Annotated in this window: 10 protein-coding genes and 1 pseudogene; 3 read left to right on the top strand and 8 right to left on the bottom strand. The window is 71.2% G+C overall.

Annotated features, from left to right (window positions below; translation table 11 throughout):
• Positions 1–28: 28 nt before the first annotated feature.
• Positions 29–805 carry an SDR family oxidoreductase gene (locus tag QSK17_RS16335; protein ID WP_285705620.1) on the top strand — a complete coding sequence of 259 codons (777 nt, stop codon included), beginning with the start codon at positions 29–31 and terminating at the stop codon, positions 803–805.
• 29 nt (positions 806–834) lie between these two features.
• On the opposite strand, the gene QSK17_RS16330 is transcribed toward QSK17_RS16335, so the two are convergent.
• The 7 genes from QSK17_RS16330 to casI are packed head-to-tail and all read right to left on the bottom strand — an operon-like array spanning position 835 to position 8,430.
• Positions 835–1,677 carry a MaoC/PaaZ C-terminal domain-containing protein gene (locus tag QSK17_RS16330; RefSeq protein WP_285705619.1) on the bottom strand — a complete coding sequence of 281 codons (843 nt, stop codon included), beginning with the start codon at positions 1,675–1,677 and terminating at the stop codon, positions 835–837.
• Entirely contained in the window at positions 1,674–2,858 is a 1,185-nt protein-coding gene (locus tag QSK17_RS16325) for a lipid-transfer protein (RefSeq protein ID WP_285705618.1), read from the bottom strand. The genes QSK17_RS16330 and QSK17_RS16325 overlap by 4 nt, the downstream gene beginning before the upstream one ends.
• Positions 2,855–3,346: a MaoC family dehydratase gene (locus QSK17_RS16320; protein ID WP_285705617.1), complete on the bottom strand. Its 492-nt coding sequence runs from the start codon at positions 3,344–3,346 to the stop codon at positions 2,855–2,857. Before QSK17_RS16320 ends, QSK17_RS16325 begins: the two co-directional genes overlap by 4 nt.
• Positions 3,343–4,536: an acyl-CoA dehydrogenase family protein gene (locus tag QSK17_RS16315; RefSeq protein ID WP_285705616.1), complete on the bottom strand. Its 1,194-nt coding sequence runs from the start codon at positions 4,534–4,536 to the stop codon at positions 3,343–3,345. Before QSK17_RS16315 ends, QSK17_RS16320 begins: the two co-directional genes overlap by 4 nt.
• Positions 4,536–5,573: an FAS1-like dehydratase domain-containing protein gene (locus tag QSK17_RS16310; protein WP_285705614.1), complete on the bottom strand. Its 1,038-nt coding sequence runs from the start codon at positions 5,571–5,573 to the stop codon at positions 4,536–4,538. Before QSK17_RS16310 ends, QSK17_RS16315 begins: the two co-directional genes overlap by 1 nt.
• Positions 5,570–6,736, bottom strand: coding sequence for an acyl-CoA dehydrogenase family protein (locus QSK17_RS16305; protein WP_285705613.1), 1,167 nt, complete (start codon positions 6,734–6,736; stop codon positions 5,570–5,572). The genes QSK17_RS16310 and QSK17_RS16305 overlap by 4 nt, the downstream gene beginning before the upstream one ends.
• 38 nt (positions 6,737–6,774) lie before the next feature.
• Positions 6,775–8,430, bottom strand: a complete 1,656-nt coding sequence (casI, locus tag QSK17_RS16300) for a steroid-22-oyl-CoA synthetase (RefSeq protein WP_285705612.1) — start codon at positions 8,428–8,430, stop codon at positions 6,775–6,777.
• 134 nt (positions 8,431–8,564) lie between these two features.
• On the opposite strand from casI, the gene casG reads away from it, so the two are divergent.
• Positions 8,565–10,226, top strand: coding sequence for a steroid-24-oyl-CoA synthetase (gene casG / locus QSK17_RS16295; protein ID WP_502889224.1), 1,662 nt, complete (start codon positions 8,565–8,567; stop codon positions 10,224–10,226).
• 110 nt (positions 10,227–10,336) lie between these two features.
• Here the strand turns inward: casG and QSK17_RS16290 are convergent, their stop codons facing one another.
• Complete coding sequence (locus tag QSK17_RS16290; protein WP_285705608.1) at positions 10,337–10,879, bottom strand: DUF7822 domain-containing protein; 543 nt, start codon at positions 10,877–10,879, stop codon at positions 10,337–10,339.
• A 215-nt stretch (positions 10,880–11,094) separates the two neighbouring features.
• Between QSK17_RS16290 and zwf the strand changes: the two are divergent.
• Positions 11,095–12,487 (top strand): annotated as a pseudogene (gene zwf, locus QSK17_RS16280) (glucose-6-phosphate dehydrogenase).
• The last annotated feature ends 169 nt before the right edge of the window (positions 12,488–12,656 follow it).

Genomic DNA, 12,656 nt, shown 5'->3' with positions numbered 1-12,656 from the left:
TCGGATCGACGTCGACGAGAGGACCGCGGTGAACACGACGGTTGACTTCAGCGGCCGTGCCGTACTGGTGACCGGGGGCACCAAGGGCATCGGGTTCGTGATCGCGGAGGGGTTCCTGGCTGCGGGCGCCGAGGTGGCCGTGTGCGGGCGCAACGAGCCCGACGTCCTGCCGAACGCAGGCGGCCGGACCGCGCGGTTCTTCTCGGCGGACGTCCGGGACGCCGCGGCCGCCGCGGGCCTGGTGGAGAGCGTCGTGGCCGCGTTCGGACGGCTCGACGTGCTGGTGAACAACGCCGGAGGGTCGCCGGAGGCGGACGCCGCCACGGTCTCGCCCCGGTTCGTGGAGCGGATCGTGGACCTGAACCTGCTGGCGCCGTTCTACGTGGCGCAGCCGGCCAACAAGGTGATGCGCGAGCAGGAGACCGGTGGCTCGATCATCAACATCGGCAGCGTGTCCGCCCACGACCCGCAGCCCGGCACCGCGGCCTACTCCGCCGCCAAGGCCGGTCTGCTCGGGCTGACCCGTGCGCTGGCGCTCGAATGGTCCCCCAAGGTGCGGGTCAACCACATCACGACCGGGCTGATCCGCACCGAGGCCGCCGCGCACGTGTACGGCCCGGACGAGGGCGCCGCGGTGACGAAGGTGATCCCGATGGGCAGGATGGCGGTGCCCGCCGATGTGGCGGACACCTGCCTCTACCTGGCCGGCGACCTGGCGTCGTACGTCACGGGCGCGGACATCGCCGTGCACGGCGGCGGCGAGTTCCCGGCCCGCTACCTGGTGACCCGCCCCGCGACTCAGTAACCCGGCGCGCTACCTACTGACCCGGCCCGCTACTCCGTGGCGCGGAACCGGGCCCGGCCACCTGAGATCGCCGTCCTCCCGTCCGCGGTCACCTCGAAGTGCACGGCTGTCCCGTCCTCTCCGCCCGTCCAGCCCCGCGCGTCGAGCCGGTCGCCGGGGAAGACGGGCGCGGCGAACCGCCCCTCCAGCTCGACCAGGTCGGCGGGATGCGCGCCCACGGCCGCCGCCAGCGGCAGGGTCACCGCCGCCAGCGTGCACAGGCCGTGCATGAACGGCCGGGGCATGCCCGCCGCCTTCGCCGCCTCCGGGTCGATGTGCATGTGGTGCCGATCGCCCAGCAGGCGGTACAGCGCCGTCTGGTTGGGCGAGGTGCGGATCTCCAGCTCGTGGCCGGCGGGCGTCTCGCGCGGCTTCGGCCTGGAGGGACCGCGCTCCCCGCCGAAGCCGCCGCGGCCCGGCGCGAACAGCGACCAGGTGGCGAGGAAGTACTCGCTCTCCACCTCGACGTCGAACACCGCCGCGCTGCCCTTGTCCCACACGTCCGCGACCCGGGCCCGCATCGTCAGCTCGCCGGACGCCGGAAGCGGCGCGCGCGCCAGCAGCCGCTGGGAGCCGTGCACCGCCGTCGTGATGTCGAACGCGCCCAGCGAGCCGAGCGCGTCCGGAGCCCACTGGGCCTGCGTCAGCGCGAACGTGGGCAGCACCCGCAGCCGCTCCTCGAACACCAGGTCCAGGTCGGTCGCCGCCGCGCCGACCGCGAGCGCGTAGAGGATCACGTCCCGCTCGTCGTAGGCGACCGTGCGCTCGCCGAGGTCGCGGCCCGCCCACGAGCCCGCGTTCTGTTCGCTCACCTCGGCCGTTCCCGCGCTCATTCGTCGGCTCCCAGCACCAGACCGCTGGTGGGCACGCCCGTACCGGCGGTGACGATCACGTTGCGGACCTCGGACGGCTGGTTCACGGACGTGCCGCGGACCAGCCGGACCGCCTCGGCGACGCCGTTCATGCCGTGCAGGTACGCCTCGCCGAGCTGGCCGCCGTGGGTGTTGCACGGCAACCTCCCGCCGACCTCGAGGTTCCCGTCGGCAATGAAGTCCTTGGCCTCTCCCCGCTCGCAGAAGCCCAGCTCCTCCAGCTGCGGGAGCACCAGCGGCGTGAAGTGGTCGTACAGGATCGCCGCGTCGATGTCGCCCGGCCCGAGGCCGCTCTGCCCGTACAGTTGCTGCCCGACGAGGCCCATCTCCGGGATGTCGGAAATCGTGGGCCGGTAGTAGCTGGTCATCATGTGCTGGTCCTTGCCCGATCCCTGGGCGGCGGCCCGGATGATCGCGGGCGCGTGCGGCAGGTCGCGGGCCCGCTCCGCGGAGACCACGACCAACGCCTGGCCGCCGTCGGTCTCCTGGCAGCAGTCCAGCAGGTGCAGCGGCTCGGCGATCCAGCGCGACGCCTGGTGGTCCTCCAGCGTGATCGGCCGCTGATAGAACCAGGCCGCCGGGTTGTTCGCCGCGTGCCTGCGGTCCACCACCGCGACGCGGCCGAAGTCCTCGCTGGTCGCGCCGTACTCGTGCATGTAGCGGCGGGCGAACATCGCGACCCACTGCGCCGGGGTGGCCAGGCCGAACGGTGTCATCCACGAGTACGCGGCGCTGTCGGCGCCGGTGTCCATCGCCCGGCCCGCCTGGCCGAGGCCGTACCGCTCGCCGGACCGCTCGTTGAACGCGCGGTAGCAGACGACCACGTCGGCGACGCCGGTGGCGACGGCCATCGCGGCCTGCTGGAGCGTGCCGCAGGCCGCGCCGCCGCCGTACCCGATCCGGGAGAAGAACGTCAGCTCCCCGATGCCGGTGTTGCGCGCGACGTGGATCTCGGCGTTGGTGTCGGCGGTGAACGTGACGAGGCCGTCGACGTCGGACGGCTTCAGCCCGGCGTCGGCGACGGCGGCGAGCACCGCCTCGCAGGCGAGCTGGAGCTCGCTGCGTCCGGAGTCCTTGGAGAACTCGGTGGCGCCGATGCCCGCGATCGCCGCGGCTCCGGACAGGGGGCTGGGGCCGGTCACGCGTCATCTCCCTTCGGGAGCCGTACGACGACGGTGCCCGTCACGTGCGGACCGATCGCGTTCACGCCGCGCACGGCGACCTCGACCCGGTTCTCCGCGTCGTCCTTCGCGGTGACGTCGCCGGTCAGCACCATCGTGTCGCCGGGATAGTTGGGCGCGCCGAGCCGGATCCTGATCGCGGTGACGACCGCGGCCGGGCCGGCCCAGCGGGTGACGAACCGTTCGACCAGGCCGTTGCTGGTCAGGATGTTCATGAAGATGTCCTTGGATCCGCGCTCGACCGCGAGCTCGGGGTCGTGGTGCACGTCCTGATAGTCACGGCTGGCGATGGCGGTCGCGACGATCAGGGTCCTGGTCAGCGGGATCGACAGCTCGGGGAGCCGATCGCCGACCGTCACCTCGTCGTACGTCAGGCCCGCCTTCGCGACGCGCTTCTCGGCGGACTTCGCCGCGGTCTTTTCGGCGTGCGTTCCGATGGGCGCGGTCATGACACCACCGGCCCGGCGGCCAGCACCGTGCCGAGGCGGGCGAGATCCGCGCCGGCGCCGCCGAGGGTGCCCGCGATCTGTTTGCCCCAGAGGAAGTACCGGTGCACCGGGTAGTCGACGTCGACGCCGATGCCGCCGTGGACGTGCTGGACACGGTGGACGACGTTCAGCCCGGCCTCACCCGCCCACCACTTGGCGACCAGGGCGGCGGCCGCGGCGGGCTCGCCCTCCTCGATCGTGGTGACGGCCTGCCACAGGGCGACCCCCATGGCCTCGATGTCGATGTAGCAGTCGGCGAGCTGGTGCTGCACCGCCTGGAACGTGGCCAGCGGACGGCCGAACTGCTTCCGCTCGCTGAGGTAGCCGGCGGCGAGCCGCAGCGCGCCCTGGGCGACGCCGAGCTGGACGGCGGCGAGCGCGACCGAGGCGCGCTCGACGGCCCAGTCGAGGACGCCGGTCCCGGGCTCGCCCACCGCCTGCGCGGGGGCGTCGGAGAGGATCAGGTTGGCGCTGAGGTCGTGGCTCGTGGTCTCGGCCCGCTCCCAGGTCACGCCGTCCGCGTCGGCGGCGACCAGGAACAGCCCGGTGCCGGTCTCGGCGCGGGCGGCGACCAGGACGTGCCCGGCGCCGAAGGGCGACGGCACGACCGCCTTGACGCCGGTCAGCCGCCAGCCGTCGCCGTCCTGCCCCCTGTCATGTCCACTGCCCTGTCCTCCGGGCCGGCCGCGGTCCTTCGTGGCCGCGCCCTGTGCCACACGCTGCGTCACACACCGGGCCACACACTGGGGCTCGCCGGGGGCGTACGGCCCGAACTCCTCCAGCGCCACCGTGAGCCGCGACGATCCCTCCACGAAGCCGGGCAGCAGGCTCTCGCGCTGCTCGGCGGTGCCGTGCGCGGCGATCGCCAGCGCGCCGACGGATGCCGCCCACAGCGGCACCGGGGCCACGACACGGCCCTGCTCCTCCAGCAGGACGCACAGCGCGCCGAGTCCGAGGCCGGCGCCCCCGGCCTCCTCCGGCGCCGCGATGCCGAGCAGGCCCGCCTTGCCCAGCTCGGCCCACAGGCTCTCGTCCACACGCGCCGGCGAGTTCTCCACCTCCCGCACCCGCTCCGTGGTGGCGCGGTCGGCGAAGATCTTCCGTGCCAGGTCGCGGATCGCTTCGAGCTCTTCGTCAAGGGTGAAGTTCATCAGTGACCTTCCTGGGCGACCGGCCGGAACACCGGAAGCGACAATTCGGGGTCTGGGTCCAGCCATTCGAGGACGACCGGCATGTCGATCTCGACCTCCTCCGGGGTGACACCGACCAGGTTGGTGATCAGCCGGGTGCCTTCGGCCAGCTCCACGACCGCGACGATCATCGGGAACTCGAACGCCGGATGGCGGGGATGGTGGTTGACCACGAAGCTGTAGACGTGCCCTCGGCCGGATGCCTCCACGGTGTCCCACTCGAACGAACCGCACTCCGGGCAGCAGGGGCCGGGCGGGTGGCGCAGCGTCCGGCACGCCGCGCACCGCTGGATCAGCAGCCGGTGCTCGCGCGCCGCCTCGAACCAGAACGCGTTGTCCTTGTTGAGCGCGGGGCGGGGTCGCCGCGCCTTCGGCTCCGGCGTCTCGGCGGGCTTCGTGTCCGGCTTCGCGTCCGGCTTCCCCACGGGCTTCGCGTCCGGCGTCTCGGCGGGCGTCGCGTCCGGCTTCCCGGTGGGCTTCTCCTTCGGCCGGAACCGCAGGATGCGCCAGCGCTGCACGGCCACGACCTCGCCGTCCTGGTCGTGGTACGTCCGCAGCGACGTGATGAAGCGGCCCGCGCCCAGGGCGGTGGTCTTCTCCGGCGAGATGGACTCGACGACCTCCCGCGCGGCAACGTGGTCGCCGGGCACCAGCTCGCGGTGGAACTCGAACTCCGAGTCGGTCGCCACCACCGAGGTGTAGCCGCCCTCGGCGAGCAGGTCGGTCAGCTCGTCGGCGGGGCCGCCGCCGCCCTTCGCCGCCGTCGTCGCGGCGTACCCGCGCATCGTCCACGCCTGGATCATGGAGGCGGGCGCGACGATCCCGTCCCTGCCGGCGTCGCGGGCGGCCTCCTCGTCCAGATAGATCGGGTTGTCGTCCTCCATGGCCTCGACCCAGTGTCGGATCATCGGCCGGTTGACCGGCTCCTGGCCGGACTTCAGCGGGTTGATCTCGCGGCCGACGAAGGCCCGCAGCCGCTCCTCGTACGTCTCGTTCATGCGCCGCGCCCCAGCCGGGGCAGGCCGAGCCCCTGGGTGGCGACCATGTCCCTGAGGATCTCGTTCACGCCGCCGCCGAAGGTGTTGACGATGCCCTGCCGGGACAGTTGCTCGATCTGCCCGGCGAGCACGGCACCGGGCGACTCGGGACGGATCCGCCCGGCCGCGCCGAGGATGCCGGTGAGGGTGCGCTGCACGTCGATGTGGGTCTCGGTGCCGTACGCCTTGGCCGCGCCAGCGTCGGCTCCGGACAGGGTGCCCCGCGCCACCGCGCTGGTCATCTTCCAGTTCAGCAGGCGCATCGCCTCCAGCTTGGCGTAGGTGCGGGCGAAGTCCCGCTGGACCCACGGCAGCTCGATGGCGCCGTTCTCCTTGGCCCAGCCGAGGACGCTCTCCCAGAGCTGGATCATGCGCCCGCCGAGGGCGGCGAGCCCGATCCGCTCGTGGTTGAGCTGGTGCGTGATGAGCCGCCAGCCGCCGTCGACCTCGCCGACCACCTCGGTGGCGGGCACCCGGACGCCGCTGTAGTACGTGGCGGTCACGACCATGCCGCCCACGGTGCGGATCGGGCTCCACGAGAACCCGGGCGCCTCCGTCGGGACGATCAGGATCGAGATGCCCTTGTGCTTCGGCGCGTCCGGGTCGGTACGGCAGGCCAGCCACACGTAGTCGGCGGTGTTCGCGCCGCTCGTGAAGATCTTGCTGCCGTCGATGACGAACTCGTCGCCGTCCTGGACCGCTCGGGTGGTCAGGGACGCCAGGTCGGTGCCGGCGTCGGGTTCGGTGTAGCCGATCGCGAACACGATGTCGCCGGAGAGGATGCCGGGCAGGAAGCGCTTCTTCTGCTCCTCCGACCCGTGGCTCATCAGCGTGGGGCCGACCGTGTTGACGGTGACGAACGGGAACGGCAGCCCGGCCCGCTGGACCTCGTCGAAGAAGATGTACTGCTCCTCGATCGACCGGCCCTGCCCGCCGTACTCCGCCAGCCATCCGACGCCGAGCCAGCCGTCGGCGCCGAGCCGGCTGACCACTTCGCGGAAGCGGTCACCCCCGACGCCCGCCTCGCCGACCCGGCGGCGTTCGTCCTCCGGCATGAGACCCGCGAAGTAGCTTCGCAGCTCCTTGCGCAGCTCTCGTTGCGCGGCGGTCTCGCGCAGATCCATGTTCCGCTCTCCTACTTGGGTTGCTGAGCCGGGACGGGCTACGGCAGGAATCGCCGGCGCCCGTTGGCGTGGAACTCCTCGCGCAGCGCGGTCTTGTCCTCGCCGGTCATCAGGGTGTAATGGGGCTCGCCGCGGCCGACCCAGCGGTACACCGCGTCGTCGGTCCGCCAGCCGTCATGCTGCATCTCTTTCTTGCGGAGCTTGCCCGAACCGGTGGCGGGCAGCGCGTGGGACACCCGGACGTAGCGGGGCGTCCCCTTGGTGCCGAGGTCCGCCTGCTCGGCGAGGAAGGCGGGCAGGCCGAGGTCCTCGAAGCCCACCCCCTCGGGAACCTCGATCGCGGCCATCACCTGGTCGCCCGACCGGGCGTCGGGCACCCCGAAGACGGCGGCGGCGACGATCTGCGGGTGGCGGCGCAGGACGCGTTCGCTCAGGAGCGCGGAGATGTTCTCCCCGTCCACCCGGATCCAGTCGCCTGAGCGTCCGGCGAAGTAGATGTAGCCCGCCTCGTCGACGTAGCCGAGGTCGCCGGTCCAGTACCAGCCGTGCCGTACCCGCTCCGCGTTCGCGGCGTCGTTCTTGTAGTAGCCCTCGAACTTCGCCGCGCCCTCGGTGTCGACGATCTCGCCGATCGCCTCCTCGGCGTTGGTCACCCGGCCGTGCTCGTCGAGCGCGGCGCGGGGACGCGGCTCCCTGGTCTCCGGGTCGACGACGACGACACCGCCGTGGGCGGGCCGACCCAGCGCGCTCGCGGGCCCCTCGGGCGCGAGCCGAATCATGCCGGACCCTTCGCTCGACCCGTAGCCCTCGATCAGCCGGCAGCCGAAACGGCGCAGGAACTCGGCCTGGTCCTCCGGCGAGGCCTCGGTGCCGAAGGCGTGCGTGAGCGTGTTGTCCGCGTCGTCCGCCGCCTCCGGCGTGGCCAGGATGTACGCGATGGCCTTTCCGACGTACGTGAAGAACGTGACCCCGTAGAACCGGACGTCGGGCAGAAATCCGGACGCGGAGAACGTGGGCACGAGGGTGACGCAGGCGCCCGCCGTCAGCGAGGGCGTCCACAGTGCCATCACCGCGTTGCCGTGGAACAGGGGCATGCAGCAGTAGGTGACGTCGTCCCGCGTGACGCCGAACTTCGCGCAGTTGGCGTAGCCCAGCGCGGCGAGCCGCCCCTGCGAGCAGATCGCGGCCTTGGACGCGCCGGTGGTCCCCGACGTGAACAGCAGCAGCATCCGGGTCGCCGCCGTGATCTCCGGGTCGCGCACCGGCTCGCAGGCGTGCGCGGCGACCCGCCCCGCGTACTCCTCGCCGTCCACGAGGAGGAAGCGGTCGCGGTCCACGCCGATGTCGAGGCCGTCGAGCAGCTTCAGCCCGGCCTCGTCGGTGATGACGAGCTGGAGGTCGGCATGCCTGACCTCCTGCTCCAGGTACGCGCCGCGACGGGTCGAGTTGATGCCGACGATCGAGGCGCCGCTGAGCGCCGCCGCGCCGAGCCAGAAGACGTACTCCGGCACGTTGTCGAGCAGGACCCCGATGTGGAAGGGGCCCGGTGCCCGCAGCTCCCTGGCGAGGGACGCCCGGGCGGCGCTCTCGCGCACCACCTCGTCCCAGGTCCAGGTCCGCTCGCGGGTCCGCAGGCCCGGGCGGTCGTCGCCCACCCGGTCGAGCAGCAGGTCGGCGATCGTCTCGTGTCGCACAACGCAATGGTGATGTGGGCCCGCCTGCGCAGGCCGGGCAGTCCCGCTGACCGGGAAAACGCGTTCGGCGGCGCGCTCGAAAACCAGAATTGGCGGCCAGGAAGACGGACTCCCCGCGGCACGAGAGGGAACTGATGTCCACGTCGACAGATCCGAGAGCGGCTGCCCTCGCCGCCATGACCCGACTCACCGGTCCCGGCGGCGATTTCGAGCTGGTCGAGGAGGACGTCCTCGGCGCGCGCATGCAGGTCTTCAAGAACCGCGCCCGCTCGCTCGGAGAGGTCCTGGCCGACTCCGCCCGGTTCGGCGACCGCGACTACATCGTGACAGCGAGCGAGCGGCTGAGCTTCGCCGAGCACCTCGCCCAGGTCGCGTCGCTGGCCACCGCGCTCCGCGACGAGTACGGCGTGCGCCCCGGTGACCGGGTCGCCGTCAACGCGGCCAACTCCCCCGCCTGGATCGTCTCGTTCTGGGCCACGGTCGCGCTCGGCGCCGTCGCCGTGGGCTACAACGCCTGGTGGTCGCGCCGCGAGGTCGCGTACGCGATCGGCCACACCGAGCCCGTGGTGCTCATCGCGGACGCCAAGCGCGCCGAGCCGGTCGAGGGCGACGTGACCATCCTGACCGTCGAGGACGACATCCCCCGGCTGGCCCGCAGTCATCCGGACGCCGCCCTGCCCACCGCCGACGTCGCCGAGGACGACCCCGCCGTCATCCTCTACACCAGCGGGACGTCCGGGCGGCCGAAGGGCGCGGTCCACTCACACCGGAGCGTGACCTCGGTCATCGAGTACCACCGGATGAACGACGCCATTGCCCGCGCGTTCGGCGACCCGACCGACTCCGCCGACCGGCGCTACCTGCTGGCCCTGCCGCTGTTCCACATCGCCGGCCTGCACAACCTCGCCGTGCCCCGCCTGGCGACCGGCAGCGCCGTGGTCATGCACCAGGGCGCCTTCGACGTGGACCGGGTGCTGCGGCTGATCGAGAAGGAGCGGGTCACCAACTGGGGCGCCGTGCCCACGATGGCGCACCGGCTGATCGAGCACGGCGACCTGTCGGCGTACGACCTCTCCTCGCTGACCGCCTTCGCGCTGGCGTCCGCGCCGTCCTCGACCGCGTTCAAGGAGCGGCTGCGTAAAGCGTTGCCGGTCGCCCGGCAGGCCCTGGTGGACAGCTACGGCCTGACCGAGACCTCGACCGCCGTGTCCGTGGCGACCCCCGCTGACCTCGCGGAGGCGCCCGGCACGCTGGGCCGTCCCACCGCCACCGTACGGGTGGAGATCCGCGACCCGCTGGGCGAGCCGCTGCCCGAGGGTGAGGAGGGCGAGATCTGCGTGCGCAGCCCGTTCAACATGCTCGGCTACTGGAAGGACCCGGCGGCCACCGAACTGACCATCCGCGCCGACCGGTGGCTGCACACCGGCGACATCGGCGTTATCGAGCAGGGACGGCTCCGCCTCACCACCCGGCGCTCCGACCTGATCCTGCGCGGCGGCGAGAACGTCTACCCCGCCGAGATCGAGAATGTCCTGGCGGAACACCCAGCGGTGCTGGAGTGCGTCGTCATCGGCGTCCCCCACCCCGACCTCGGCCAGGAGGTCATGGCCGTGGTCGTCACGAACGGCGAGCACCCCGTCAGCGAGGAGGAGCTCCGGGCGCACACCCGGGGCGAGCTGGCCTACTTCAAGGTGCCGTCCCGCTGGCGGATCACCACGGAGCCGCTGCCGCGCAACGCAACCGGCAAGGTGGTCCGCCACCACGTGGAGATCTCCGTGAGCGGCCGCTCCTCCTGAGTGGTCCGGCCAGAAAGAAGCGGAACCCCGCCCACGTGGCGGGGTTCCGCCGTCCTGCCTCCCCGAAGGGAGCGCACCCCACTCCTGCGCGACCCGCAGGTCGATGGGGACTATTCGCTCACCGAAGTCGGGAAGGAGTAGTAAAGCCACTCGCTGTAAAAGGGTCCGAAGTGGTCCTGCCAGTCGGCGCGCACGGACGCGAGCCACTCATCGTTGTCACCGGCGAGCGCCGCTTCGGCCTGGGCCACGGCAGCGGGGATGTCGTGGGCGACCAGATCACGCACCTCCTGCTCGAGATCATTGCCGGCGATTGAGATGATCTCCCCCGTCTCCAGCAGAAAGAACTTCCCCTGCTGCTTGTCCAGGTGGGCCATGGTCTTGTCGACGCATGCGGCGAATTCGCGGTCCGCAAGCCCCTGGCCCACCACCTGCAGGAGGTCTCCGAGCAGTTTCGAGCCACCGGCGAAATCCGCGGCGATGCCGATGCGCGCGCTCCAGATCATGGACGGAACGACAGCCGTCTCACGTCCGACCAGCAACTTGTGCGCGAGCGGGATACTCCAATTGTGCTCAGAGATGCACCGGACCGGCGTCGGAATGTCCCCCACGCTGGGCAGCGAGTCTGCGGAGTAGAGGTAGGAACGGTTGGCCATGGCCGCGACCATAACAGCGCCAGCCGACAAGAAACGGACTATGCATGGCCGTCAGCGCCCGAGGAACGGAAGCCTCGCGGCCGGTCGGCTTTCCCCTTGGAGCGATCCGCATTCACGGGCCCGGTTCTCGATGCGATCGAAGTCCGTCGTGATGTGGCGAACCAGGTCGGTGGGTAGGGGTGCGGCTAGACGTCCAGGAGCCGAGTGGGGGCATCATGAACGTACCGCGAGGGCAGGTCCTGGTGCTGTACGGCATCGCCGGGGATCTCGCCGAGAAGATGGTCATTCCAGCGCTGTATCGGCTCACCGCCCGCGGCATACTCGACGTCCCGGTCATCGGCGTGGCCCGCGGCTATCGGGACATCGCCACGCTGCGGCAACACGTCCACGACAGCGTTACGACCGCGTACGGACAGGTCGATGAGGACGTGTTCGGCGCGCTCGCCGAGAGGCTGGTGCTGGTCACCGGCGATGTGACCGAACCGGCGGTCTACACCGAACTCGCGCGGCACATCGCCGACGACGCGTTCGCCGTCCATTTATCTGGCCGTGCCACCTCCACTGTTCGCGCCGATAGCCGAAGGATTGGGCGCCGTGGGGCTGAACACCCGGGGCCGGCTCGTGGTGGAGAAGCCGTTCGGTCACGACCTGGCCTCCGCGCGGCAGCTCAACACGCACCTGCACCGGTACTTCTCGGAGGAGCGGTTGCTTCGCGTCGACCATTTCCTCGGCAAGGAGCCGGTCCAGAATCTCGTGATGTTCCGCTTCGCCAACAGCCTGCTGGAGCCCATCTGGAACCGCGACCATGTCGCGGCCGTGCAGATCACGATGGCCGAGGCGTTCGACGTCGCCGGCCGGGGGGCGTTCTACGACGCGGTGGGTGCCGTCCGCGATGTCGTGCAGAACCACCTGCTGCAGGTCCTGGCGTACCTGACGATGGATCCGCCGGCCGACGACAGCGCCGAGACCGAACGCGATGAGAAGCGTCGGCTGATGCGCGCGATACGGGCGATCGATCCGGACGATGTGGTCCGGGGCCAATACGCCGGCTATCTCGATACGCCGGGGGTGGCCGCCGGGTCGACCACCGAAACCTACGCCGCGATGAAGCTGTGGATCGAAAACTGGCGCTGGGTCGACGTCCCGTTCCTGATCAGGACGGGTAAGGCGCTCGCGGTCACCAGCACCGAGGTCGCGGTCCGGCTTCGCCAGCCGCCCTGCATGCTGTTCTTGTCCGGCGACGCCGGCCGCCCGCGATCCAACATCGTACGGTTCCGGCTGGAACCCGATCCCGGGGTCACCTTCGACCTGCTCGCCAAGGCCCCGGGCGAGGCCGACGCGATTCGCGACGTGCCGGTGTCGGTCGACTTCGCGGCCCAGCCGGGTCAGGCGGAAAGCGCTTACGAACGGATCCTCGCGGACGCGCTCTCCGGCGACCCGCGCCACTTCGCCCGCCAGGATGTCGTGGAAGAGGAATGGCGCATCGTCGATCCCATCCTCGACTTCGAGACGCCACCGGAGAGGTACGCGCGCGGCGGGTGGGGGCCGTCCAGCGCCGACCGCCTCACCGACGACGGCCGCTGGATCCCCACGTACGTGCGTACGTGACCGGGATCGATCCGCAGGTGGGAGACGATCAACCCGCAGGACACCGTCGCGTTTACTTTCCCGCCCGGTGGAGGTGATAAAACCGGCAACCGGCAACCCAGGGATCACACCGGCGCGGCCACGCCCAAGTAGCCTGGATGTCGGACATGTCAATACTGCCATTGCAGAG

The organism is Microtetraspora sp. NBRC 16547 (assembly GCF_030268965.1).
Lineage (GTDB): Bacteria > Actinomycetota > Actinomycetes > Streptosporangiales > Streptosporangiaceae > Microtetraspora.
This window is presented reverse-complemented; position numbering and strand designations above follow the sequence as displayed.

Excerpts from the sequence above, each read along its gene's own strand:
- QSK17_RS16290 (WP_285705608.1), bottom strand. The coding sequence starts at position 10,879 with ATGGCCAACCGTTCCTACCTCTACTCCGCAGACTCGCTGCCCAGCGTG.
- QSK17_RS16330 (WP_285705619.1), bottom strand. The coding sequence starts at position 1,677 with ATGAGCGCGGGAACGGCCGAGGTGAGCGAACAGAACGCGGGCTCGTGG.
- QSK17_RS16310 (WP_285705614.1), bottom strand. The coding sequence starts at position 5,573 with ATGAACGAGACGTACGAGGAGCGGCTGCGGGCCTTCGTCGGCCGCGAG.
- QSK17_RS16305 (WP_285705613.1), bottom strand. The coding sequence starts at position 6,736 with ATGGATCTGCGCGAGACCGCCGCGCAACGAGAGCTGCGCAAGGAGCTG.
- QSK17_RS16320 (WP_285705617.1), bottom strand. The coding sequence starts at position 3,346 with ATGACCGCGCCCATCGGAACGCACGCCGAAAAGACCGCGGCGAAGTCC.
- casG (WP_502889224.1), top strand. The coding sequence starts at position 8,565 with ATGTCCACGTCGACAGATCCGAGAGCGGCTGCCCTCGCCGCCATGACC.
- QSK17_RS16315 (WP_285705616.1), bottom strand. The coding sequence starts at position 4,536 with ATGAACTTCACCCTTGACGAAGAGCTCGAAGCGATCCGCGACCTGGCA.